Source organism: Oryzihumus sp. (genome assembly GCF_054325275.1).
The window spans coordinates 1-23,027 of record NZ_JBTCWL010000031.1; the positions used below are offsets into that span (position 1 = coordinate 1).

Sequence of the window (23,027 nt, forward strand, 5' to 3'; positions counted from 1 at the left end):
GGGCTGCACGTGGCGTAGCCGACGACCCCGCCGGGCTTGGTCGCGGCGATCGCCGACTCGAGCAGCTCGCGCTGCAGCCCGCCGAGGTCGGCCAGGTCGGCCGGCGAGCGGCGCCAGCGGGCCTCGGGCCGGCGGCGCAGCGCGCCCAGGCCGGTGCACGGGGCGTCGACGAGCACCCGGTCGAAGGACTCCGGCTCCTCCTCGCCGAGGTCGCGGCCGTCACCGGTGCCGACCATGACCTCGATGCCGGCGTCGACGGCGGCGGCCAGCGTCTGGCGGACCAGGTCGGTGCGGTGCTCGCTGGCCTCGTTGGCGAACAGCACCGCGCCCTGCTGCGCCCCGAGCGTCGCCAGCAGCGCGGCCTTGCCGCCGGGGCCGGCGCACAGGTCGAGCCAGCGCTGGCGCTCCGAGCCGGTCTCCACGGGCACGGCGGCCAGGGCCAGGGCGAGCAGCTGGGAGCCCTCGTCCTGCACCGCGGCGCGCCCCTCCCGGACGGCGGGTATGGCGCCGGGGTCACCGGCGTCGAGGGTGGCCCCGACCGGTGAGAGCGTCGAGGCGGTGGCGCCCTCCTCGACGAGCTCGAATACCGTCGCCAGGCCGGGGCGCGCGACGAGCGACACCTTCGGCGGCGCGTTGTCCGCGACGAGCAGGTCCTCCAGGTCGGCGTCGACCGTGTCGGCGGTCGAGGCACCGTGCCCGAGAAGTGCGGCCCGCAGCGCGCGCACGACCCACTCGGGGTGGGAGTGCACGACCGCCAGCCGGGCCATCTCGTCACCGCCCTCGGGGGCGACCACGGCGAGCCACTCCTCCAGCGACCGCTCACTGATCCGGCGCATGACGGCGTTGACGAAGCCCGACGCGCCGGCGCCGTTGACCTTGCGGGCCAGGCCCACGGTCTCGTCGACGGCCGCGTGCACCGGCACCCGCATGCCGAGCAGCTGGTGCGCGCCCAGGCGCAGCGTGTCGAGGACGGCGTCGTCGACCTTGTCCAGGGAGCGTCCCGCGGCGCTGGCGATGATGGGGTCGTAGAGCCCCCGCATCCGCGTGGCGCCGTAGGTCAGCTCGGTGGCGAAGCCGGCGTCGCGGCCGCGGACCCCCTTGGCGCGCAGCACCCTGGGCAGCTCGAGGTTGGCGTAGGCGCCATCGGCGACGGCACGCATCACGGTGTAGGCCGCGAGCCGCGCCGGGTCGGTGCTGCGCGAACGCTCCGAGGGCCGCTGGACCGAGCGCTGCTGCGGCCGGTGGGGGCGCTGCGGGTTGCGCGGACGGTCGGGACGGCGGGGCTGGTCGGAGCGACCCTGGTCAGCCATCGGTCAGCGTCTCGCCGGAGGTGATGCGCACACCGCGGGCCCAGTCGGCCGCGGCCATGGCCTTCTTGCCGTGCGGCTGAACGGTGCCGAGCCGCACCGGGGTGGAGGCGGTGCCCACGAGCACCTCGTGCTTGGTGACCACCAGCTCCCCGGGGGCCACCGGCTCCGCGTCGGCGGCGACGGTCACGGGGTGCACCTTGAGCCGCTCGCCGCGGAAGGTGGTCCACGCGCCGGGCGCCGGCGTGCAGCCGCGCACCTGCCGGTCGACCGCGAGCGCGGGGGTGGCCCAGCGCACCCGGGCGTCCTCCACGCTGATCTTCGGGGCCAGCGAGACGCCCTCGCTGGGCTGCGGCACGGCCTCGAGGTCGCCGGCCTCCAGCCCGTCGAGCGTCGCGACGAGCAGGCCGGCACCGGCGTGGGCGAGCCGCTCGAGCAGGTCGCCGGAGGTGTCGCCCGGGTGGACGGCCTCGGTCATCACCCCGAACGTGGGGCCGGTGTCCAGCCCCTCCTCGAGGAGGAAGGTCGTGGCGCCGGTGACCTCGTCGCCGGCCATCACGGCGTGCTGCACCGGGGCGGCGCCGCGCCAGGCCGGCAGCAGCGAGAAGTGCAGGTTGACCCAGCCGTGGGCCGGGATCTCCAGCGCAGCCTTCGGGATCAGGCCGCCGTAGGCCACGATCGGGCACGCGTCCGGGGCGATCTCCCGCAGCCGGTCGAGGAACTCCGGCTCGCTCGGCCGGCGCGGGGTCAGGACCTCCAGGCCCAGCTCGAGCGCGCGCTCCTTGACCGGCGACGGCACGAGGGTGCGGCCGCGCCCGGCGCGGGCGTCGGGGCGGGTGACGACGGCGACGACCTCGTGGGAGGAGCCGACCAGCGCGTCGAGGCTGGGCAGGGCGACCTCGGGGGTCCCGGCGAAGACCAGGCGCACGCGGTCAGAGGCCCTTGCCGAAGGTGGCGTGCGGGCTGACCTTGATGGTGGGAGCCTCCTGGCCGGCCCACTCGGCGTCGCGGATGGCCTTCATCGCCAGCTTGCGTTGCTGGCGGTCCATCCGGTCGATGAACAGGATGCCGTTGAGGTGGTCGGTCTCGTGCTGGATGCAGCGCGCCATGAGCTCGCTGCCCTCGAGGGTGACCGGGTCGCCATACTCGTTGAAGCCTTTGGCGACCACCCGCAGGGCACGCGGGGTGTCGAAGTAGATGCCGGGGAAGGACAGGCACCCCTCCTCGCCGTCCTGCAGCTCCTCCGACAGCGACAGGTCGGGGTTGATCAGGTGCCCGAGCTGGTCGTCGACGTAGTAGGTGAACACCCGCAGCCCGACGCCGATCTGCGGCGCGGCCAGACCGGCGCCGGGGGCGTCGATCATCGTGTCCGTGAGGTCCTTGACGAGCTGGCGCAGCTCCTTGTCGAAGTCGACGACCTCGGCAGCGGGAGTGCGCAGCACGGGGTCACCGAACAGGCGGATGTCCTTGATCGACACGGGTACGTCCTTGAGGGGGTGTGGGGCGACGCTGGCCGGGCCAGTCTATGCGGGCGCGAGCGGGAGGCCACGCCGGCGCAGGTCGCCCCGCAGGTGGCCGGTGTCGGTGAAGTGGATGGCGTCCATCCCGGCCTCCCGGGCGGCGGCGACGTTGCGCGGGCTGTCGTCGATGAACACGCAGGCAGCGAGCTCGTGCCCGGCCCGTCGGGCCAGGGTCGCGAAGATCCTCGGGTCGGGCTTGGCCACCCCCTCGTCCCCCGAGACGACGATGTCCTCGAACAGGTCGAGGAAGCCGAAGCGCTCGCGGGCGTGCGGGAAGAGCTCGGCCGACCAGTTGGTCAGCGCGAACAGCGGTATGCCGTGCCCGTGCAGCTCCTCGAGCACGGTCACGGTGTCCTCGATCGGCCCCAGCAGCGAGTGCTCGTAGTGCCTCCGGTAGGCGCGGATCGCCCGCTCCCAGTGCGGGTGGCTGGCCACGGCGAGCGCCTCGGCCTCGACCCAGCCGCGCCCGGCGTCCTGCCGGGAGTTCCACGCCTGGAAGTCGAAGTCCTCGGCCGCGAGGAACGCGCTGGCCTGCTCGGGACCGACCTCGCGGGCGATCGCCGGGTGCGGGTGCCAGCGGATCAGCACGTTGCCCAGGTCGAAGACCACCGCCTCGACTGCCGTCTGCGTCTTGTCGGGACCTGCCACGCTCCCGACCCTAGGCGATGGCCCGGTCAGGTGCCCGCGGGCCGGCGCGGCTGGTAGAGCCAGGCGTCGAAGAGCCCGTCGAGCTGCTGGCCGCTGACCCGCTCGGCGGTCTGGAGCAGGTCGGCGGTGGACGCCCCCCCGTAGCGGTGCTGGGCCGCCCACGTCCGCAGCAGCCGGGCGAAGGCCGCGTCGCCGATGCGCTGGCGCAGGGCCACCAAGGCCATCGCGCCGCGCTCGTAGACCGGGGTGGAGAACAGGTCCGCCGGGCCGCCGGGGTTGGCCGGGGGGATCTTCCAGAAGGGGTCGGAGGCGGGGTACTTCGCGAGCAGCGTCTTGAGCTGCACGTCCGCCGTGAGGCCCCCGTGGCGCTCGGTCCAGAGCCACTCGACGTACGTCGCGAAGCCCTCGTTGAGCCAGATGTCCTTCCACAGGCGGGGCGTCACCGAGTCGCCGAACCACTGGTGTCCCAGCTCGTGCACGACCGTCAGGAGGTCCGGTGCCCGGTCATACATCGGCTTGGTGGCGGTCTCGAGGGCGTAGCCCACCGACCGCGCGTTGTCGACGACCCCGCCGCTGGCCGAGAACGGGTAGCGCCCGAACTGCGTGGTCTCCCAGTCGGTGATCTCCGCGCTGCGCTGGAGCGTGGTCCACGGCGAGCCCGTCACCGACGGGTCCACCGCCAGGTAGACCGGCAGGCCGTGCGCGGTCCGGCCGGTGCGCTGGTCGAAGCGACCGAGGGTGGCCGTGACCAGGTAGGTCGGGATCGGCTGGGGCTGGTGCCACCAGTACGTCGTCCTCCCGGCGCTGGTGTCGTGCGACCGCAGGACGCCGTTGCCCCACACCGAGATGCCCGTGGGCACGCTCATGCGCAGGTCGAAGGACGCCTTGTCCGACGGTGCGTTGCTGGACGGGAACCAGGACATGGAGCCGACCGGCTCCCCCACGACGAACGCGCCGTCGGCCGTGCGGACCCATCCCTCGATCGACCCGTCGGCGTCGGTGATGACCCGGGGCACCCCGGCGTACTGCACCTCGACGGAGAACGTGTGCCCGGAGCGGATCCCCGCGGCCGGGGTGATGACCAGCTCCTGACCATCCCGGCGGGCCTGCGCCGTGCGCCCGTCCACCGTCACCCCGGACACGGCCAGGCCGGTGAGGTCGAGGTCAAACCGGGAGAGGTTCTGCGTGGCGCGAGCCCGCATCACGCTGCTGCCGGACAGCCGGGCGCTCGACGGGTCGTAGGCCAGGCGCAGGTCGTAGTGCCGGGCGTCGTAGCCGCCGTTGCCGGCCAGCGGGAAGTAGGGGTCGCCCAGCCCGGCGGCCCCGGGGGTGAACGTGGTCCCGCGCATCGCGACGGTCCCGCCGCTCGCCGCGGCGCCCGCCGGTGCCGCGGCGACGGCGGACCCGGCAGCCACGGCAAGGGCCACCGCCCCCGCGCCGATCGTCAGGTGGCGGTGCTTCATGGCATGCCCTCCCCGTCCCAGGTGACCCGACCCCTCCGGCGCCGGCGCCCATGACTCCGCCCACGAGGCTACGCCGGAGCCAGACCCGGGCCCGGGCCCTTCGCCCCGCGTCCGGGAAGGCGAGGCTCAACCGGCGTCGATGACCGGCGGCCGCTCGGGCAGGCCGAGGTAGCCCAGCACCCGCGCCGCGTCGGTCCCCAGCTCGGCCAGGTCGGCCCGGCGCACCGGCTCCAGCGGGCGGATCGTCACCGTGCCGGCGCTCAGGCTCCACAGCGCCACGGCGCGCCCGCCCACCATCGCGAACGGCCGGAACAGCCCGTTGGTGGTGACGATGCCGCGGTGCTCCCCCACGACGTCGGCGCGCGACACCCAGCCGTGCAGGACCGGGTCGAAGGACCCGAGCAGCCGCGGGCCGGGCGGCGGCTCCGGCTCGCTGCCGACCTGCCGCCTGGAGAGGTCGACCAGGCCCTCCGTGTCCTCGACCACCTCGTCGGCGATCGCTGCCAGCCCGCGCCGGGCGTCGCCCAGCGTGATGCCGGCCCACTTGGCCAGGTCGCGGGCATCCGCCGGGGCGTGCCCGACGAGGTAGCGCCGGGCCAGCAGCGCCAGCGCCTCACCGCGCTCCAGCGGGGCCGGCGCCGGGCCCAGCCACTGCTCGACGGACACGAAGCACTGCTCGGCCCCGCGGACCGGCCCCCGCACCACGTGGCCGGCCAGCGTCGCGGCGACCAGGACGTGGATGAGCGCCTGCCCCGCGGTGGGCACGCCGGCGGCGTCGAGGGCGTCGCGCAGCTCGGCGCGGGTGCGGGGGCCGTGCATCGCGACCTGCTCGGCCACGACCTCGACGCCCCGCTCGGCCTGGGCCGCGGACACACCCTCCTGGCGCAGCCGGGTGCGGTTGCCCGTGGCCAGCTGCGGCGTCGTCAGCGGGTGCAGCCACCAGTAGTCCTGCGCCTGGACCAGGTGGAGCGTGCCGCGGTTGAGCCAGGTGACGACCAGGGAACGCCGGTCGGTCAGCCCCGCGTCGACGTCGGCCGCGCTCACCCCGGCGGCGCGGGCCCGCACCGCCAGCCGGGCGCCCCGGGGGTCCTGCCCCTGCACCGCCAGCAGCCGCTCCACGACGGCCTCGGCCGAACTGGCGGCCGGCCCGCTGAGCTGCTGGGCGGCCAGCCGTCGCCGGTGCACCGCCGACGCCGCGTGGACGCCCACCGGACGGCTCGTCCTGCCGGCTGCCCCACCCATGTCAGCCGATCCCTTCGCTCGGGTCCATCCGCACGGTCACGGACTCCTTCTCCTTGCGCGCGCTGCGCACCGCCTTGAGCGCAGCCATCGCCGACGCCAGCGCGGGACCGTCGGCCAGCGGGCCGCGCACGAGCAGCTGCATCCGCTCCCGTGCCACGGCGTCCGTCTCGCCGGCCCGCGCCGAGCCGCCGGGCCGGGCGGGCGCCGGACCGCGACCGCGCCGGGCGGCCCCGGCGGCAGGGCCACCCACCGAGGCCGGCAGCGGTCCGAGTCGTTCGACCCCCTCGGGCAGGCTGGTGTGCTCGAGCGCGTCGGCCAGCGCACGGCGGCTCGCGACGAGCTGGGCCATGGCCACGGTCGGCGGCAGCCGCAGCTCGCGACGCTCGGCCAGCTCGCGGGCGGCGAACCACGCCGGGTCCCAGCGCACCAGCGCCTCGATCGCCGGGAGCGTGGTGTGCAGCGGCGCCCCGCAGAGCACGACCAGGCCTCCGTCGGCCGCGCCGCGGGTCAGCGCCGCGGCGGCCAGCCAGCGGCGCTCGGCCTCCTGGGCGGCGTCCAGGGAGGGGCGGTCGAGCAGCGCCCACGCGTCCAGCAGCAGGGTGGCGGCGTAGCCGCCCTCGGCCACCGGCTCGGCGCCGGGCGTGGCGATGACCAGGCTCGGCCGGCCGGCCACGGACGCGAGCACGTCGCCGGCGCCGGAGGTGTGCACGGGCACGCCGGCGAACGCGCGCCCGAGCTCCTCGGCTGTGCGCCGGGCGCCGACGACCCCGGCCCGGACCGTGCGGCCGTGGCAGTGGGGGCAGTCGAAAGCCTGCACACCCTTGCCGCACCACCGGCACACCGGAGGCGCATCCGCGGCCACGAGCGCCAGCGGCCCGTGGCAGTGACTGCAGCGGGCGGGCATCCGGCAGGTCTGGCAGGACAGTGAGGGGACGTATCCGCGGCGGGGCACCTGGATGAGCACCGGGCCGCGCTCGAGCGCGGCCTTGGCGGCCCGCCAGGCGGCTGAGGGCAGATGTGCCGCGGCCGCCGCGGGGTCGCGCTCGAGGTCGGAGCCCTCCCCGGCGACCTGCACCCGGGGTGCCGCACGCCGCAGGTCGGCAGGAGCCCCCACGACCGGTCGCAGGCTGCCCGCCTCGACGAGCTGCTGCACCGCCACGGAGCGGGTGAACCCGCCGGAGAGCACCGCCGTGCCCTCGAGCCGGGCGCGGGCCAGCAGCACCTCGCGCACGTGCGGGTAGGGCGCCCGCGGCTCGTCGTGCAGGTCGTCGCCGTCGTCCCACCAGGCCACCAGGCCAAGGTCGCGCACCGGGGCGAACGTCGCGGCCCGCGTGCCGACGACGACGCGCACGTGCCCGCGCAGCACCTTCAGCCACGCGGTGTATCGCGCCTGCGGGCCCTGGTCGGCGGTGAGCCGCACGTGCCGGCCCGGGCCGAGCACCGTCTTCAGGGCAGCGTCGACCCGGTCGACGTCGCGGTGGTCGGGCACGACGAGCAGCGCCCCACGACCGGCCGACAGCGCCGTGGCCGCGGCGACCGCGAGGGCTGCCGGCCAGTCCCGTGCGGGGTCGCTGGTGGGGGTCGCCAGCCACGAGGCCGCGGGCGCCTGGCCCTCGGCGATGCGCCGCAGCAGGGACGGCCCGGCCGGGTAGGCCTCCCACGGCACGGGGTCGGGAGCGGGCAGGGGGTCGGTCGCCGGGGGCTCGGCGGCCAGGGCCTTCTCCGCGGTGGCGTGCCGGGGCGGCACCGCCAGGCGCAGGACGTCCTCGAGGGTGCCGGCGTAGCGGTCGGCCACGGCCCGGCACAGCGCGAGCGTCGCCGGGGTCAGCACGGGCTCGGGGCTGACCACCTTGCGCAGCGGGGCGAGCCGGCCGGCGTGCTCGGCCTGCGCCCGGCGCTCCAGCACGAAGCCGTCGACGTCCTGCCCGGCGAAGCGCACCTTGACCCGCACCCCTGCCAGGGCGGTCTCGGCCAGGGAGGCGGGCACGGAGTATTCGAACGGGCGGTCGAGGTGGGGCAGGCCCACCTCCACGGCGACCAGCGCGACCGGGTCGACCTCGGCCAGGCCCTCAGCCGCGCGCGCCGCGGGCTTGCGGCGCGCGCCGGCGCGCACGAGCTCCAGCTGCTCCCCCGCAGCCGGCGGACCCGCGGCGCCCTCACTCGTCATACGGCACTTCTACCGCACGGTGCCGACGCCCCCGGACGCGCCATGCCCGTGCCGGCCCGACCCCGGGAACGGCGCTGCCCCCGGCCCGCGGTGGCGGGACGGGGGCAGCGGGTGCCCGGTGCGGGTCAGACCGCGGCGCGGAGCTTCTCGACGCGGTCGGTGCGCTCCCAGGTGAAGCCGCCCTCCAGGCCCGGGGCCGAGGTGCGGCCGAAGTGGCCGTAGGCCGCGGTGGGCTGGTAGATCGGGCGCAGCAGGTCGAGCTCGTCGATGATCGCGGCGGGGCGCAGGTCGAAGGTCGAGTCGATCGCGCGCTGGATCTTGTCGAGCGGCACGGTCTCGGTGCCGAAGGTCTCGACGTAGAGGCCGACCGGCTGGGCCTTGCCGATGGCGTAGGCGACCTGGACCTCGCAGCGCTTGGCCAGGCCGGCCGCGACGACGTTCTTGGCCACCCAGCGCATGGCGTAGGCCGCGGAGCGGTCCACCTTGCTCGGGTCCTTGCCGGAGAAGGCGCCACCGCCGTGGCGGGCCATGCCGCCGTAGGTGTCGACGATGATCTTGCGGCCGGTCAGGCCCGCGTCGCCCATCGGGCCGCCGATCTCGAACCGGCCGGTGGGGTTGATGAGCATGCGGTAGTCGGACACGTCCAGGTCGGTGCCGGCGGCGACGAGCTCGTCAAGGACCGGCTTGATGACGTGGGCTGCGATGTCGGGCTCGAGCATGCCCTCGAGGGACACGTCGCCGGCGTGCTGGGTCGAGAGGACCACGGTGTCGAGCCTGACCGCCCGGTCGCCGTCGTAGCCGATCGTCACCTGGGTCTTGCCGTCGGGGCGCAGGTAGGCCAGCTCACCGGACTTGCGCACGGTGCTGAGGCGCTCGGAGAGCCGGTGCGCGAGGAAGATCGGCAGCGGCATGAGCTCGGGGGTGTCCTCGCAGGCGTAGCCGAACATCAAGCCCTGGTCACCCGCGCCCTGCTTGTCGAGCGGGTCGACGCCGCCAGTGCGGTTCTCGTGGGCGGTGTCGACGCCCTGGGCGATGTCGGGCGACTGCTGCCCGATGGAGATGGACACCCCGCAGGAGCGGCCGTCGAAGCCCTTGAGCGAGGAGTCGTAGCCGATGCCGACGATGGTGTCGCGCACGATGCTGGGGATGTCGACCCAGCCGGTGGTGCTGACCTCCCCGGCGACGTGCACCAGGCCCGTGGTCACCATGGTCTCGACGGCGACGCGGGCGTTCTTGTCCTGCGCGAGCATCGCGTCGAGGATCCCGTCACTGATCTGGTCGCAGATCTTGTCGGGGTGACCCTCGGTGACGGACTCGGAGGTGAAGAGGCGTGACACGTAATTTCTCTCCTTGGTGCAGCGGCTGCTGGCTGACGGTTGGCGGAGTCTAACCCGCACTACAGACGGGACTGGATGACGTCCCAGAGCGTGGCCGCCACGGCCTCCTTGGGCGCGGGGCCGGCCACCACGGGTGCGGAGCCGTCGCGCTGGAGGATGTGCACGGTGTTGTCGTCCTGGCCGAACACCTTGCCGGGGCCGACCTCGTTGACGACGAGCAGGTCGCAGCCCTTGCGCTCGAGCTTGGCCCGGGCGTGGTCCATCACGGTGCCGGACTCGTCTCCGGTCTCGGCGGCGAAGCCGACGATGAGCGGCGAGGGCGCCGACCCGCGGGCCTGCACCAGGTCGGCGAGGACGTCGGGGTTGCGGACCAGCTCGATCACCGGCGCCGACTCGTCGCCGCCGGGCACGTCGGGGTCGTGCGACTTCTTGATCTTGGACCCCGAGTAGTGCGCCGGGCGGAAGTCGGCGGGCGCGGCGGCCATGATGACCACGTCGGCCTCCTTGGCCGCGGTGGTCACCGCCTCGCGCAGCTCCAGGACCGTCCCGACGGGTACGACGGACACGCCGGCGGGCACCGGCAGGTCGGCGTTGGCGGCGACCAGGGTGACCTCCGCCCCCCGGGCCGCGGCGACGGCGGCGATGGCGAAGCCCTGCTTGCCCGAGGACCGGTTGCCCAGGAAGCGCACCGGGTCGATCGGCTCCCGCGTGCCCCCGGCGCTGACCACGACCCGCCGACCCGCCAGCGGGCGGTCCGACGCCGCCGCGCCGGTCGCGGGCAGGTCCCCCGCGTCGGGGACGGCTGCCGTGGCGCCGCGGCCCGCGGACAGCAGCTCACGGCATACGGCGAAGATGTCCTCCGGCTCGGGCAGCCGGCCCGGGCCGGTGTCGGCGCCGGTGAGCCGCCCGGAGGCGGGCTCGATGACGTGGACCCCACGCGAGCGCAGCGTCGCGACGTTGGCGCGGGTGGCCGCGTGCTCCCACATCTCCGTGTGCATCGCCGGGGCGAGCACCACCGGGCAGCGCGCGGTAAGCAGCGTGTTGGTCAGCAGGTCGTCGGCCAGGCCGTGCGCCGCCCGCGCGAGCAGGTCGGCGGTGGCCGGCGCGACGACCACGAGGTCGGCCTGCTGGCCGAGCCGCACGTGCGGCACCTCGTGGACGTTGCTCCACACGTCGGTCGCGACCGGCTTGCCCGACAGCGCCGCCCAGGTGGGGGCACCGACGAACTCCAGCGCGGCCGCGGTCGGCACGACGGTGACGTCGTGGCCGCTCTCGGTCAGCAGGCGCAGCAGCAGGCACGCCTTGTAGGCGGCGATCCCGCCGCTGACGCCCAGGACTACTCGCACGCGGCGCTCCTGCCGACCGGGGACGGGGGTGCTCAGCCCTCGGTGGGCTGGGAGGTGAGCAGGCCGTCGTTGATCTCGCGCAGCGCGATCGACAGCGGCTTCTCGTGGACCTGCGTCTCGACGAGCGGGCCGACGTACTCCAGCAGGCCCTCGGAGAGCTGGGAGTAGTAGGCGTTGATCTGCCGGGCGCGCTTGGCCGAGTAGATGACCAGGGCGTACTTGGAGTCAGCAGCCTCGAGCAGGTCGTCGATCGGCGGGTTGGTGATGCCCTCGGGGGCAGCAACGGTTCCGGACACGGTCAGTTCTCGTTTCGTCGGGGGTGAGGTGCGGGGGATCCGGTCGAAGCGGTGGATCGCATCAATGATACGAGTTCCTCGCTCGCGTGCCGAACCTCGTCGTTGGTGATGATGACGTCGAACTCGCGGGCGGCGGCCAGCTCGTGCCGCGCCGTGGTCAGCCGGACCTCGCGCTCCTCCTCGGACTCGGTGCCGCGGCCGACGAGCCGGCGCACCAGCTCGTCCCAGCTCGGCGGCTCGAGGAAGACGAACAGCGCCTCGGGCATCGTCTGGCGCACCTGGCGCGCGCCCTGCAGGTCGATCTCCAGCATCGCCGGCCGACCCGCCGCGATCGCCTCCTCCACGGGGCGCCGCGGCGTGCCGTACTTGGCCCGGCCGTGGACGATGGCCCACTCGAGGAACTCACCGGCCTCGCGCAGCCGCTCGAACTCGGCGTCGTCGACGAAGTGGTAGTGCACGCCGTCGACCTCACCGGGCCGCGGGGCGCGGGTCGTCATCGACACCGACAGCCACACCTCGGGGAAGTGCTCGCGCACGTAGGCGGCCACTGTCCCCTTGCCCACCGCGGTGGGTCCGGCCAGGACGACCAGCCGGCTGCTGTGCTCCGTCATCGGTGCGGTGTCGGGTCGAGCCGTCAGGCTCAGGACTGCTCGAAGCGCTCGAGCAGCGCCGCGATCTGGTTGGCGCCCAGGCCACGGACGCGGCGGCTCTCGGAGATGCCGACCTCCTCCATGATCTGGCGGGCGCGCACGCGGCCGACGCCGGGCATCGACTCCAGCAGGGCCGAGACCTTCATCTTGCCGACGATGTCGTCCTTCTTGCCGTCGGCGATGACCTCGGACAGGGAGCCCTGGGCGTACTTGAGGCGGTTCTTGACGGCCGCACGCTCCCGGCGTGCCTTGGCGGCCTTCTCGAGGGCCTCGGCGCGTTGTTCCGGCGTGAGCGGGGGAAGGGCCACGTCAGTCTCCTCGGGGGGGTGGTCTCGGATGTCCATGACAGCTGCCGCAACTGGCTCTGGCCGGGCGGCAACGGGTGGTCAGGAACCTAGCGAAGCGGCCCGTGACCTGCAACGAGGGGGTGTGTGCCCCGCCCGCGGGGCCATCAGGTAATGGACCCGCGGGCGGTGCGAGACACCTCACGTCGGAGCGGCTCAGCCGCGCAGGTCGCCTGCCAGCCTCTCGGCCGTATCGCGCGCCGCCGCGGCCAGTGCCGCGACGTCCGGACCGGCCCCGAGGACCTCGCGGCTGCTGCTGGCCAGGACGTTGCCCAGCGCCTTGCCGAAGACGGCCCGCAGGTTCTCGGCGGTGCCCCCCTGGGCGCCCACGCCGGGCGCCAGGAGCGGGGCGTTGGCCGACGCCAGGTCGAGGGCCAGCTCCTGCACGGCCGCGCCGACGGTGGCGCCGACGACCATGCCGACGCTGCCCAGCGGGTGGGCCCCGGCGTTGTCCGCGGTGACCCCGTCGACGACCCGGCCGGCGACGCTGCGCCGGTCCAGCATGGCGTGCTGGACGCTCGCGCCCTCGGGGTTGGAGGTCAGCGCCAGGACGAACACGCCCCGGCCCGTGGCGGCCGCCTGGTCAAGGGCCGGGCGCAGCGACTCGTAGCCCAGGAACGGGCTCAGCGTCACGGCGTCGGCCCGCAGCGGACTGCCCTCGCCGAGGTAGGCCTGGGCGTAGGCGGCCATGGTCGAGCCGATGTCACCGCGCTTGGCGTCGAGCAGCGACAGCGTCCCGGCCTCGCGCAGGTCGGCGAGGGTGCGCTCGAGCACCGCGACGCCCGCCGAGCCGAACCGCTCGAAGAACGCCGACTGCGGCTTGACGCAGGCGACCCGACCGGCGAACGCCTCGACGCACGTGGCCGCGAAGCGCTCCAGCCCGGCGACGGTGGAGGGCAGGCCCCACGCGGCGAGCAAGGCGTCGTGCGGGTCGATCCCCACGCACAGCGGCCCGCGGTCGTCCATCGCGGCACGCAGCCGCGCACCGAACGCCGTCGGCGCCGGGGCGTTGCGAGGAGCGTCCGGCACCAGCCGGGACGCGGCGAGGTCGGCGGCCACCTCGGCGGCCGCCTCCGCTCCCCCGCCGGAGATCATGCGCGCGTCCCGCGGCCGTAGAGGTCCAGGTCACGGGCGTGGTCCTGAAGCGACTTGACCCGCACCGGCCCGGCCATCTGGGCCTCGATGCCCTGCACCGCCGCGGCCAGCTGCTGCACGGTGGTGATGATCGGGCGGTCCATGCTCGTCGTCGCCGCACGGATCGCGTAGCCGTCGGCCCGGGCGTCCCGGCCCGAAGGAGTGTTGACCACCATGCCCACCTCGCCGGCCAGGATCCGGTCGACGATGGTCGGCTCACCGTCGGTGCCCTGCCCCTGGCTGTGCTTGCGCACGACCTCGGCGTGGATCCCGTTGCGACGCAACACATCTGCGGTGCCCGCGGTGGCGATGAGGTCGAACCCGAGGTCGGCCAGGCGCTTGACCGGGAAGATCATGCCCCGCTTGTCGCGGTTGGCCACGGAGACGAAGATCGTGCCCTTGCGCGGCAGGCCGCTGATCGAGCCGAGCTGGCTCTTGGCGAACGCCGCACCGAAGTCGGCGTCGATGCCCATGACCTCACCGGTGGAGCGCATCTCCGGCCCGAGCAGGCTGTCGACCACCTGGCCCTCACGGGTGCGGAACCGCTTGAACGGCAGCACCGCCTCCTTGACGGCCATCGGCGCGTGGGCCGGCATCCGGCCGCCGTCGCCCTCGGGCGGAAGCATCCCCTCCGCGCGCAGCTCGGCGATCGAGGCACCGAGCATGACCCGGGCCGCGGCGCGCGCCAGCGGGACGCCGGTGGCCTTGGCCACGAATGGCACCGTGCGGCTGGCTCGCGGGTTGGCCTCGAGCACGTAGAGGACGTCCTGGGCCAGCGCGAACTGCACGTTCATCAGGCCCTTGACCCCGATGCCCTGCGCCAGCTTGAGCGTGGACTCGCGCACCCGGTTGAGCTCCTCGGGCCCGAGGGTCACCGGCGGCAGCACGCACGCCGAGTCACCGGAGTGGATGCCGGCCTCCTCGATGTGCTCCATGATCCCGCCGAGGTACATCTCGTGGCCGTCGTAGAGCGCGTCGACGTCGATCTCGATGGCCTCGTCGAGGAACCGGTCGACCAGCACCGGGTGCTCCGGGGAGGCGTGCGTCGCGCGGGTGACGTAGCCCGCGAGCGTCTCGTCGTCGTACACGATCTCCATGCCGCGGCCGCCGAGGACGTAGGAGGGCCGGACCAGGACCGGGTAGCCGATCTCCCGGGCCACCTCGATGGCCTCCTCGGCGCTGTATGCCGTGCCGTGGCGGGGAGCGGGCAGCTGCGCCTCGTGCAGCACCCGGCCGAAGGCACCGCGGTCCTCGGCGAGGTGGATCGCCTCCGGGGAGGTGCCGACCACCGGCACGCCCTCGTCCTTGAGCGCCTGGGCCAGGCCGAGCGGGGTCTGCCCGCCGAGCTGCACCACCACGCCGGCGACCGGGCCGGCCTGCCGTTCGGCGTGGACCACCTCGAGCACGTCCTCCAGGGTGAGCGGCTCGAAGTACAGCCGGCTGGAGGTGTCGTAGTCCGTGGAGACCGTCTCGGGGTTGCAGTTGACCATGACCGTGTCGAAGCCGTGGTCGCGCAGCGCGAAGCTGGCGTGGACGCAGGAGTAGTCGAACTCCACGCCCTGGCCGATCCGGTTGGGCCCCGAGCCGAGGATGATCACCGCGGGCCGCTCGCGCGGCTGCACCTCGGTCTCCTCGTCGTAGGAGCTGTAGTGGTAGGGCGTCTGCGCCGCGAACTCCGCCGCGCAGGTGTCGACGGTCTTGTAGACCGGACGCACCCCGAGGGCGTGCCGCACGCCGCGGACCACGGCCTCGGGCATGCCGGTGAGCTCGGCCAGCTGGGCGTCGGAGAAGCCGTGCCGCTTGGCGAGGCGCAGCAGCCGCGGGGTCAGCTGGTCGGCCGCCGCGATGGTCCCGGCGACCTGGTTGATGAGCTGCATCTGGTCCAGGAACCACGGGTCGATGCCGGTCGCCTCGTGCACCTGCTCGACGCTCAGCCCGCCGCGCAGCGCCTGCTGCACCAGGACGATCCGGCCGTCGGTGGGGGTGCGGGCCTGGTCCAGCAGCGCGCGGGCCTGCTCCTTGCTCGGCGCCTCGTCCGCGCGCCAGTGGAAGGTGGAGCCCTTGCGCTCCATCGACCGCAGCGCCTTCTGCAGCGCCTCGGTGAAGTTGCGCCCGATGGCCATCGCCTCACCGACCGACTTCATCGTCGTGGTCAGCGTCGGGTCGGCGGCGGGGAACTTCTCGAACGCGAACCGCGGCACCTTGACCACGACGTAGTCCAGGGTCGGCTCGAAGCTCGCCGGCGTCTCGCGGGTGATGTCGTTGGGCACCTCGTCGAGGGTGTAGCCGACGGCCATCTTCGCGGCGATCTTGGCGATCGGGAAGCCGGTCGCCTTGGACGCCAGCGCCGAGGAGCGCGACACCCGCGGGTTCATCTCGATGACGATGATGCGGCCGTCGGCCGGGTTGACCGCGAACTGGATGTTGCAGCCGCCGGTGTCGACGCCGACCTCGCGGATGACCTTGATGCCGATGTCGCGCAGCCGCTGGTACTCGCGGTCGGTCAGCGTCAGCGCGGGGGCGACGGTGATCGAGTCGCCGGTGTGCACGCCCATCGGGTCGAGGTTCTCGATCGAGCAGACGACCACGACGTTGTCGGCGTGGTCGCGCATGACCTCGAGCTCGTACTCCTTCCAGCCGAGGATGGACTCCTCCAGGAGCACCTCGGTGGTGGGGCTGTCGTGCAGGCCGGCACCCGCGATACGGCGCAGGTCCTCCTCGTCGTGGGCGAAGCCGGAGCCGAGACCGCCCATGGTGAAGGACGGGCGCACGACCATGGGGTAGCCGAGCTCCTCGGCGGCCGCGAGGCACTCCTCCATCGTGTGCGCGATCACCGACCTGGCCACCTCGGCGCCGCAGCGCTCGACGACGCCCTTGAACGCCTGGCGGTCCTCGCCGAGCTGGATCGCCTCGACGTTGGCTCCGATGAGCGGGCAGTTGTACTTCTCCAGGACACCGTTCTCGTGCAACGCGATCGCGGCGTTGAGCGCCGTCTGCCCGCCGAGGGTGGCCAGCACCGCGTCCGGGCGCTCCTTGGCGATGATCGTCTCGATGACCTCGGGGGTGATCGGCTCGACGTAGGTCGCGTCGGCGAACTCCGGGTCGGTCATGATCGTCGCCGGGTTGGAGTTGACCAGGATGACCCGGATCCCCTCCTCGCGCAGGACGCGGCAGGCCTGGGTGCCGGAGTAGTCGAACTCGCAGGCCTGGCCGATGACGATCGGGCCGGACCCGATGACCAGGACGCTGTTGATGTCAGTGCGGCGGGGCATCAGGCGCGACCTTCCTTGCTGGCAGTCATGAGCTGGACGAAGCGGTCGAACAGGTAGCCGGCGTCGTGCGGGCCGGCCGCCGCCTCGGGGTGGTACTGCACCGAGTAAGCCGGCAGGTCCAGGCACTCCAGGCCCTCGACGACGTCGTCGTTGAGGCAGACGTGGGAGACCTGCACCCGCCCGTATGCCGGGTTGCCGGGGGCGGCGACCGCGCCGTCCAGCGGTGCGTCCACGGCGAAGCCGTGGTTGTGGGCGGTGATCTCCACCTTGCCGGTGGTGCGGTCGATGACCGGCTGGTTGATCCCGCGGTGGCCGTACTTGAGCTTGTAGGTGCCGAAGCCGAGGGCGCGGCCGAGCAGCTGGTTGCCGAAGCAGATGCCGAAGAACGGGATCCGCGCGTCGAGGACCTGCCGCAGCAGGGTGACCTCGTGCTCGGCGCTGGCGGGGTCACCGGGCCCGTTGGAGAAGAAGACGCCGTCCGGGGACAGCGCCTGCACCTGCTCGAAGGTCGCCGTGGCCGGCAGCACGTGCACCTCGATCCCCTGCTGCGCCATGAGCGCCGGGGTCATCGCCTTGATCCCGAGGTCGAGGGCCGCGACGGTGAACCGCTTCTCCCCCACCGCCGGGACGACGTAGGGCTCGGTGGTCGTGACCTCGCCGGCGAGGGCCGCGCCGCTCATCTGCGGGGCGGTGCGGACGCGCTCCAGCAGCTGCTCGTGCGGCTCGCGGGCGGCGGCGCCGGAGAAGACCCCGACCCGCATCGCGCCCCGCTCGCGCAGGTGGCGGGTCAGCGCCCGGGTGTCGATGCCGCTGATGCCGACGACGCCCTGCGCCGTGAGCTCGTCCTCGAGGGTGCGCTGCGAGCGCCAGCTCGACGGGCGCACCGCGGGGTCGCGCACCACGTAGCCGGCGACCCAGATGCGCCGGGACTCGGGGTCCTCGTCATTGACGCCGGTGTTGCCGACGTGCGGGGCGGTCATGACGACCACCTGCCGGTGGTAGCTCGGGTCCGTGAGCGTCTCCTGGTAGCCGGTCATGCCGGTGGAGAAGACCGCCTCGCCGACGGTCTCGCCCACCGCGCCGTAGGCGTCGCCACGGAAGGCGCGTCCGTCCTCCAGGACGAGGATCGCGGGCTCGCGCTCGAGCAGGTCGGGATGGGGGTTCACAGGTCTCCGTCCTCGATCAGCCGGTTCACGGCCTCGATCAGCGCGTCGGTGTCGGTCTTGTAGCGGGGCAGGAACCCGGTGTCGTAGATCTGCCCGTCCGGGGCGCGCCAGGAGACGACGACCAGGCGGTTCTGCCCGACGAACTTGCCGGCCATGCCCCGGTCGAGGCGCACCGCGGTGACGGTGTGCCGCTCGACGTGGACCGGCACCGCGCCCTGGCGCTCCCAGCGCACGCCGGCGCCGTCGACGATCATCGTCGCCTCGGACTTCGCGCCGAGCCCGGCCGCGTTGACCCGCTCGAGGCGGGAGACGGCGATGGTGGTGCTGACGTAGGTGCCCTCGGCGCGGGCCCAGTCGTCGATCGCCATCGGCAGCTCGAACTGGCCGGTCTCCTCCAGCGACATCAACGTCGGCGCGTCCTCCTCCGGCGGCGCGGGGATCACGGGGATCTCGCCCGTGGCGTCGCGCTGGACCGGATCGGGGGCGCGGTAGGTGGCCAGCGGCGTCCCCGTCGCGGCGGCGACCGCCGCGGACTGGTGACGGCGCGCACGGCGCAGCCACCCGAGGTACATCAGGGCGTAGACCACCCCGAGGACGATCAGCAGCACCCCCACTGCCTGCAGGCGGGTCATGCCAGGGCTCCCTTCAGCACCGTGGGGCGGCCCCGCAGCACCGTGCCGTGGACCGCGCCGGTGAAGGTGCGACCATGCCAGGGGTTGTTGCGGGACAGCGAGTGGGACGCCTGCCGGTCGATGGTGACCGTGGCGTCGGGGTCGACAAGGGTGAGGTTGGCCGGCTCGCCGACGGCGAGCGGTCGGCCATGGCCGGACAGGCCGGCGATGCGGGCCGGGCTGACCGACATGACGCGGGCCACCCCGGCCCAGTCCAGCCGGCCGGAGCGCACCATGACGTCGCTGACGACCGACAGCGCGGTCTCCAGGCCGAGCATCCCGAAGGCGGCGTCGACGAAGGCGTGCTCCTTGTCGTGCCGGGCGTGCGGGGCGTGGTCGGTGGCGACCGCGTCGATGGTGCCGTCGGCCAGCGCCTCGCGCAGCGCCTCGACGTCCTCGGCCGGGCGCAGCGGCGGGTTGACCTTGAACGTCGGGTCGTAGCCGGCGAGCAGGTCGGTGGTCAGCACCAGGTGGTGCGGGGTGACCTCGGCGGTCACCGCGATGCCCTGCGCCTTGGCCCAGCGCAGCACCTCGACGGTGCCGGCGGTGGAGGCGTGGGCGACGTGGACGCGCGAGCCGGTGTGCCGGGCCAGCATCACGTCGCGCGCTACGATGCTCTCCTCGGCGACGGCGGGCCAGCCGGGCAGGCCGAGCCGGCCGGAGAGCTCACCCTCGTGGCAGCAGGCGTCGGGGCCGGCCAGGCGCGGGTCCTGGGAGTGCTGGGACACGACCCCGCCGAAGGCCTTGACGTACTCCAGGGCGCGGCGCATCACGCGGGCGTCGGCGACGCAGCGGCCGTCGTCGGAGAACACCCGCACCCGGGCCCGGCTGCGGGCCATGAGGCCGAGCTCGGCGAGCTCCTCGCCGGCCAGGCCCTTGGTGACGGCGCCGACCGGCTGCACGTCGACCAGCCCGGCACGCTGCCCGAGCTCGGCGACCCGCTCGGCCGCCTCCGCGGTGTCGGTGACCGGCGAGGTGTTGGCCATGGCGAGCACCGCGGTGTAGCCGCCGACCGCCGCCGCGGCCGAGCCGCTGGCGATGGTCTCGGCGTCCTCGCGGCCGGGCTCGCGCAGGTGCGTGTGCAGGTCGACCAGACCGGGCAGGGCGACCAGGCCGTCTGCGTCGATGACCTCCGCGTCGGCCGGCGCGCTGACCGTGCCGGCCTCGACGATGACCCCGTCACGGACGAGCAGGTCACCAGCGCCGGCGCCCGCCAGGTCGGCGCCCTTGATCAGCAGGCTCACGCCACGCTCCCTTCGGCGGTGCCGGCACCCGAGGAGGCCAGCAAGTGGTAGAGGACCGACATCCGCACGGCCACGCCGGCGGAGACCTGGTCGAGGATCAGGGACTGGGCCGCGTCGGCGGCGTCGGCGGCGATCTCCAGGCCACGGTTCATCGGCCCGGGGTGGCAGATGACCGCGTGCTCGGGCAGGCGGGCCAGGCGCTCCCGGGTCAGGCCGTAGCCGACGGTGTACTCCCGCGCCGTCGGGAAGTAGCCGCCGCTCATCCGCTCGCGCTGCACCCGCAGCATCATCACCGCGTCGACGTGCGGCAGGACCTCGTCGAGGTCGTAGGCCGTCTCGAAGCCGTCCGTGGCGGCCCACGTGGCGATGCCGCTGGGCATGAGGGTCGGCGGGGCGACGACGGTGACCCGCGCGCCGAGGGTGCGCAGGCAGATGAGGTTGCTGCGCAGGACCCGCGAGTGGGTCAGGTCGCCGACGATCGCGACGTGGCGGCCGTCGAGGTCGCCGAGGCGCGCGCGCATCGTGTAGGCGTCGAGCAGGGCCTGCGTGGGGTGCTCGTGGGTGCCGTCGCCGGCGTTGACCACCGCCGCGTCGACCCACTGCGAGACCTGCGCGGCGGCGCCGCTGGCACCGTGGCGGATGACCAGGCCGTCGACCCCCATCGCGGCCACGGTGAGCACGGTGTCGCGCAGCGACTCGCCCTTGCTGGTGGAGGAGCCCTTGCCGGAGATGTTGATGACGTCGGCCGAGAGCCACTTGCCCGCGATCTCGAACGAGGAGCGGGTCCGGGTGGAGTCCTCGAAGAACAGGTTGACCACCGTGCGTCCGCGCAGGGTGGGCAGCTTCTTGACCTCGCGCCGCTGCACGTCGTGCATCGAGGCGGCGGTGTCCAGGATGGACAGCACGCCGTCGCGGTCGAGGTCGCGCATGGACAGCAGGTGCCTCATCGGCGCTCACCCCCACTGATCAGGACCTCGTCGGTGCCGTCGTGCTCGGCCAGGCGCACGCTGACCCGCTCGCTGCTGGAGGTCGGCAGGTTCTTGCCCACGAAGTCGGCGCGGATCGGCAGGTCGCGGTGCCCGCGGTCGACCAGCACCGCGAGGCGCACGGCCTGCGGCCGGCCCAGGTCGGACAGGGCGTCCAGGGCGGCCCGGACGGTGCGGCCGGAGAAGAGCACGTCGTCGACGAGCACCACCGTCCGCCCGTCGATGCCGGGCGCCGGGATGTCGGTGTGCTCCACCGCGCGGGTGGGGTTGCGGCGCAGGTCGTCGCGGTACATCGTCACATCGAGCGCGCCGACGGGGACCTCACGCCCCTCGACCTCGGCCATGACCTTCACGAGGCGGCGGGCCAGGGCCACGCCACGCGTGGGGATGCCGAGCACGACCAGGGACTGCGCGCCCTTGTTCCGCTCGAGGATCTCGTGGGCGATGCGGCGCAGGGCCCGCGAGACGTCGGCCTCGCTCATCACCACTCGGGGGGCGGCGGCGTCGGCGGACGCGGCCTGCGGGGGTACGCCAAAGTCAGGACGCATCAGCGTCAGGACCTCCTTCCCCGCCTCACGGGACGGGTCGTTAAAGGATGTCGGTCGCCGCACAGCGTACCCGTCCGCCCGGACGCGGACCGACCCGGGCCACCGGCACCGCGGGACCGGCGCGTCCCGGCGGTAGGGTCGGCGACGTGGCGTCGGACTTCGCGCGGGTGCTGGGGGCACGGCTGCGGTCGGTGCGCACCCAGCAGGGACTGTCGCTGCAGGCTGTGCAGGACCGGTCCGAGGGGCGGTTCAAGGCCGTCGTCGTGGGCTCCTGGGAGCGCGGAGACCGGGCGGTGACGGTCGAGCGGCTGGCCGAGCTCGCCCGCTTCTACGGGGTGGCCCTCGCCGCGCTGCTGCCCGACGGCGGCGGGGTGCCGGGCGCGGTGCCGGACACGGCATACGGGCTGGACCTGCGCGCCCTGGCCCGCCTGCAGGGCGAGCCGACGCAGGCGCTGGAGCGGTATGCCGCGACGCTGCGCACCCAGCGCGGGGAGGACTCCCCCGATCTGCCGCTGACCGAGGAGGACCTGCGCGCGCTGGCCTCGATCCACCAGGTCGGCACCGCACGGATGCTGGAGATGCTGAGAGGCTGGGGCGTCCTGGTGGACACCCCAGCCTCCCGCGTGAGCAGCTGAGCGCTCAGACCAGCGTCGGCTTGACCTCCGCGATCCGCGCGAGCAGCCCGTTGACGAACGTCGGCGAGTCGTCGGTGGACAGGCTCTTCGCCAGCGCGACCGCCTCGGAGATCGCCACCGCGTCGGGCACGTCGTCGGCGTAGAGCACCTCGAACGCGCCGATCCGCAGGATGGCCCGGTCGACCGCGGGCATCCGCTCGATCGTCCAGCCCTGGCTGTAGGTCGCGAGCAGCTCGTTGATCGCCACCCACTTGCGCACCACGCCCTGCACCAGCTCGACGGTGTACTCGTTCAGCGGCGCCTCGGTGCCGGGGTGGGCGAGGCGCTCGGCGAGCAGGGACTCGACGTTGATCCCGCGCTGCTCGGCCTCGAAGAGGATGTCGAGGGCGCGCTTGCGGGCCTTGCTGCGGGCGGACATCAGGGGGCTGCTTTCGGTGGTGCGGTCAGGGCCGGTCGGGTGCTGGCGTCAGTTGACGCGGCCGAGGTAGGACCCGTCGCGGGTGTCCACCTTGACCTTGGTGCCGGTCTCGAGGAAGAGCGGGACGGCGATCTGCGCGCCGGTCTCCAGCGTGGCCGGCTTGGTGCCACCGGTGGAACGGTCGCCCTGCAGGCCCGGCTCGGTGTAGGTGATCTCCAGGACCACGGAGGCCGGCAGCTCGACGTAGAGCGGCACGCCGTCGTGGGTGGCGACGATCGCCTCCTGGTTCTCCAGCATGAAGTCGGCCGACTTGCCCACGATGTCCTCGGAGACGTGGATCTGGTCGTAGGTCGAGCCGTCCATGAAGACGAAGTCGCTGCCGTCCTTGTACAGGTACTGCATGTCGCGCTTGTCGACGTTGGCGGTCTCGACCTTGGTGCCGGCGTTGAACGTCTTGTCGACGACCTTGCCGGAGAGCACGGCCTTGAGCTTGGTGCGCACGAAGGCCGGGCCCTTGCCCGGCTTGACGTGCTGGAACTCCACGACGGACCACAGCTGTCCGTCGATGTTGAGCACCATGCCGTTCTTGAGGTCGTTGGTCGAAGCCACGCGCGGTTCTCTTTCGTATGACGG

Annotated in this window: 22 protein-coding genes; 1 reads left to right on the forward strand and 21 read right to left on the reverse strand. The window is 73.8% G+C overall.

The features are described 5' to 3' along the window. From ACXVGS_RS09850 to pyrR, 19 genes are all read right to left on the reverse strand, one after another. On the reverse strand, nucleotides 1–1,310 hold a 1,310-nt coding region (locus ACXVGS_RS09850), incomplete at its 3' end, for an RsmB/NOP family class I SAM-dependent RNA methyltransferase (RefSeq protein WP_458536900.1). Next, nucleotides 1,303–2,235: a methionyl-tRNA formyltransferase gene (fmt, locus tag ACXVGS_RS09855; protein ID WP_458536901.1), complete on the reverse strand. Its 933-nt coding sequence runs from the start codon at nucleotides 2,233–2,235 to the stop codon at nucleotides 1,303–1,305. The genes ACXVGS_RS09850 and fmt, both read right to left, overlap by 8 nt. A gap of 4 nt (nucleotides 2,236–2,239) precedes the next feature. Next, nucleotides 2,240–2,785 (reverse strand): peptide deformylase, encoded by a 546-nt coding sequence (def, locus tag ACXVGS_RS09860; RefSeq protein ID WP_141788602.1) that lies wholly within the window; start codon nucleotides 2,783–2,785, stop codon nucleotides 2,240–2,242. A 45-nt stretch (nucleotides 2,786–2,830) separates the two neighbouring features. Beyond that, nucleotides 2,831–3,475: an HAD family hydrolase gene (locus ACXVGS_RS09865; protein ID WP_458532293.1), complete on the reverse strand. Its 645-nt coding sequence runs from the start codon at nucleotides 3,473–3,475 to the stop codon at nucleotides 2,831–2,833. Between the two features lie 26 nt (nucleotides 3,476–3,501). Continuing rightward, the gene (locus ACXVGS_RS09870; protein WP_458536902.1) at nucleotides 3,502–4,938 is read right to left on the reverse strand and encodes a M1 family metallopeptidase; all 1,437 of its coding nucleotides are present in this window, start codon (nucleotides 4,936–4,938) and stop codon (nucleotides 3,502–3,504) included. A 126-nt stretch (nucleotides 4,939–5,064) separates the two neighbouring features. Continuing rightward, complete coding sequence (locus tag ACXVGS_RS09875; protein WP_458533745.1) at nucleotides 5,065–6,180, reverse strand: winged helix DNA-binding domain-containing protein; 1,116 nt, start codon at nucleotides 6,178–6,180, stop codon at nucleotides 5,065–5,067. 1 nt (nucleotide 6,181) lies between these two features. Beyond that, nucleotides 6,182–8,347, reverse strand: coding sequence for a primosomal protein N' (locus ACXVGS_RS09880; RefSeq protein ID WP_458532295.1), 2,166 nt, complete (start codon nucleotides 8,345–8,347; stop codon nucleotides 6,182–6,184). 125 nt (nucleotides 8,348–8,472) lie between these two features. Continuing rightward, nucleotides 8,473–9,684 carry a methionine adenosyltransferase gene (metK, locus tag ACXVGS_RS09885; RefSeq protein WP_458530213.1) on the reverse strand — a complete coding sequence of 404 codons (1,212 nt, stop codon included), beginning with the start codon at nucleotides 9,682–9,684 and terminating at the stop codon, nucleotides 8,473–8,475. Between the two features lie 59 nt (nucleotides 9,685–9,743). Then, on the reverse strand, nucleotides 9,744–11,030 hold the full coding sequence (locus ACXVGS_RS09890; protein WP_458530212.1) for a bifunctional phosphopantothenoylcysteine decarboxylase/phosphopantothenate synthase: 1,287 nt from the start codon (nucleotides 11,028–11,030) through the stop codon (nucleotides 9,744–9,746). Nucleotides 11,031–11,062: 32 nt separating this feature from the next. Next, the gene (gene rpoZ, locus ACXVGS_RS09895; protein WP_141788609.1) at nucleotides 11,063–11,326 is read right to left on the reverse strand and encodes a DNA-directed RNA polymerase subunit omega; all 264 of its coding nucleotides are present in this window, start codon (nucleotides 11,324–11,326) and stop codon (nucleotides 11,063–11,065) included. 2 nt (nucleotides 11,327–11,328) lie between these two features. Next, the gene (gmk, locus tag ACXVGS_RS09900; RefSeq protein ID WP_458530211.1) at nucleotides 11,329–11,937 is read right to left on the reverse strand and encodes a guanylate kinase; all 609 of its coding nucleotides are present in this window, start codon (nucleotides 11,935–11,937) and stop codon (nucleotides 11,329–11,331) included. 29 nt (nucleotides 11,938–11,966) lie between these two features. Next, on the reverse strand, nucleotides 11,967–12,284 hold the full coding sequence (gene mihF, locus ACXVGS_RS09905; protein ID WP_141788611.1) for an integration host factor, actinobacterial type: 318 nt from the start codon (nucleotides 12,282–12,284) through the stop codon (nucleotides 11,967–11,969). 192 nt (nucleotides 12,285–12,476) lie between these two features. Continuing rightward, a complete protein-coding gene (pyrF, locus tag ACXVGS_RS09910; protein ID WP_458532297.1) occupies nucleotides 12,477–13,415 on the reverse strand; it encodes an orotidine-5'-phosphate decarboxylase in 939 nt (312 codons plus the stop codon). Then, a complete protein-coding gene (carB, locus tag ACXVGS_RS09915; protein WP_458536903.1) occupies nucleotides 13,412–16,726 on the reverse strand; it encodes a carbamoyl-phosphate synthase large subunit in 3,315 nt (1,104 codons plus the stop codon). Before carB ends, pyrF begins: the two co-directional genes overlap by 4 nt. Then, nucleotides 16,726–17,892: a glutamine-hydrolyzing carbamoyl-phosphate synthase small subunit gene (carA, locus tag ACXVGS_RS09920; RefSeq protein WP_458530208.1), complete on the reverse strand. Its 1,167-nt coding sequence runs from the start codon at nucleotides 17,890–17,892 to the stop codon at nucleotides 16,726–16,728. The genes carB and carA overlap by 1 nt, the downstream gene beginning before the upstream one ends. Then, nucleotides 17,889–18,524 (reverse strand): PH-like domain-containing protein, encoded by a 636-nt coding sequence (locus ACXVGS_RS09925; RefSeq protein WP_458530207.1) that lies wholly within the window; start codon nucleotides 18,522–18,524, stop codon nucleotides 17,889–17,891. Before ACXVGS_RS09925 ends, carA begins: the two co-directional genes overlap by 4 nt. Further along, complete coding sequence (locus ACXVGS_RS09930; protein ID WP_458532299.1) at nucleotides 18,521–19,807, reverse strand: dihydroorotase; 1,287 nt, start codon at nucleotides 19,805–19,807, stop codon at nucleotides 18,521–18,523. The genes ACXVGS_RS09925 and ACXVGS_RS09930 overlap by 4 nt, the downstream gene beginning before the upstream one ends. Then, nucleotides 19,804–20,754 (reverse strand): aspartate carbamoyltransferase catalytic subunit, encoded by a 951-nt coding sequence (locus ACXVGS_RS09935; protein WP_458530205.1) that lies wholly within the window; start codon nucleotides 20,752–20,754, stop codon nucleotides 19,804–19,806. Before ACXVGS_RS09935 ends, ACXVGS_RS09930 begins: the two co-directional genes overlap by 4 nt. Then, nucleotides 20,751–21,341, reverse strand: coding sequence for a bifunctional pyr operon transcriptional regulator/uracil phosphoribosyltransferase PyrR (pyrR, locus tag ACXVGS_RS09940; RefSeq protein WP_458532300.1), 591 nt, complete (start codon nucleotides 21,339–21,341; stop codon nucleotides 20,751–20,753). Before pyrR ends, ACXVGS_RS09935 begins: the two co-directional genes overlap by 4 nt. Nucleotides 21,342–21,487: 146 nt before the next feature. On the opposite strand from pyrR, the gene ACXVGS_RS09945 reads away from it, so the two are divergent. Further along, nucleotides 21,488–21,976, forward strand: coding sequence for a helix-turn-helix domain-containing protein (locus ACXVGS_RS09945; RefSeq protein ID WP_458532301.1), 489 nt, complete (start codon nucleotides 21,488–21,490; stop codon nucleotides 21,974–21,976). A 4-nt stretch (nucleotides 21,977–21,980) separates the two neighbouring features. Here the strand turns inward: ACXVGS_RS09945 and nusB are convergent, their stop codons facing one another. Then, nucleotides 21,981–22,394 (reverse strand): transcription antitermination factor NusB, encoded by a 414-nt coding sequence (gene nusB / locus ACXVGS_RS09950; protein WP_458536904.1) that lies wholly within the window; start codon nucleotides 22,392–22,394, stop codon nucleotides 21,981–21,983. 48 nt (nucleotides 22,395–22,442) lie between these two features. Further along, entirely contained in the window at nucleotides 22,443–23,003 is a 561-nt protein-coding gene (efp, locus tag ACXVGS_RS09955) for an elongation factor P (RefSeq protein WP_141788621.1), read from the reverse strand. Nucleotides 23,004–23,027: the final 24 nt, after the last annotated feature.

What these genes read in the sequence shown, in the direction of transcription:
- ACXVGS_RS09870 (WP_458536902.1), bottom strand. Translation starts at nt 4,938, where the DNA reads ATGAAGCACCGCCACCTGACGATCGGCGCGGGGGCGGTGGCCCTTGCC.
- ACXVGS_RS09875 (WP_458533745.1), bottom strand. Translation starts at nt 6,180, where the DNA reads ATGGGTGGGGCAGCCGGCAGGACGAGCCGTCCGGTGGGCGTCCACGCG.
- ACXVGS_RS09880 (WP_458532295.1), bottom strand. Translation starts at nt 8,347, where the DNA reads ATGACGAGTGAGGGCGCCGCGGGTCCGCCGGCTGCGGGGGAGCAGCTG.
- gmk (WP_458530211.1), bottom strand. Translation starts at nt 11,937, where the DNA reads ATGACGGAGCACAGCAGCCGGCTGGTCGTCCTGGCCGGACCCACCGCG.
- pyrF (WP_458532297.1), bottom strand. Translation starts at nt 13,415, where the DNA reads ATGATCTCCGGCGGGGGAGCGGAGGCGGCCGCCGAGGTGGCCGCCGAC.
- carB (WP_458536903.1), bottom strand. Translation starts at nt 16,726, where the DNA reads ATGCCCCGCCGCACTGACATCAACAGCGTCCTGGTCATCGGGTCCGGC.
- ACXVGS_RS09925 (WP_458530207.1), bottom strand. Translation starts at nt 18,524, where the DNA reads ATGACCCGCCTGCAGGCAGTGGGGGTGCTGCTGATCGTCCTCGGGGTG.
- ACXVGS_RS09935 (WP_458530205.1), bottom strand. Translation starts at nt 20,754, where the DNA reads ATGAGGCACCTGCTGTCCATGCGCGACCTCGACCGCGACGGCGTGCTG.
- pyrR (WP_458532300.1), bottom strand. Translation starts at nt 21,341, where the DNA reads ATGCGTCCTGACTTTGGCGTACCCCCGCAGGCCGCGTCCGCCGACGCC.
- nusB (WP_458536904.1), bottom strand. Translation starts at nt 22,394, where the DNA reads ATGTCCGCCCGCAGCAAGGCCCGCAAGCGCGCCCTCGACATCCTCTTC.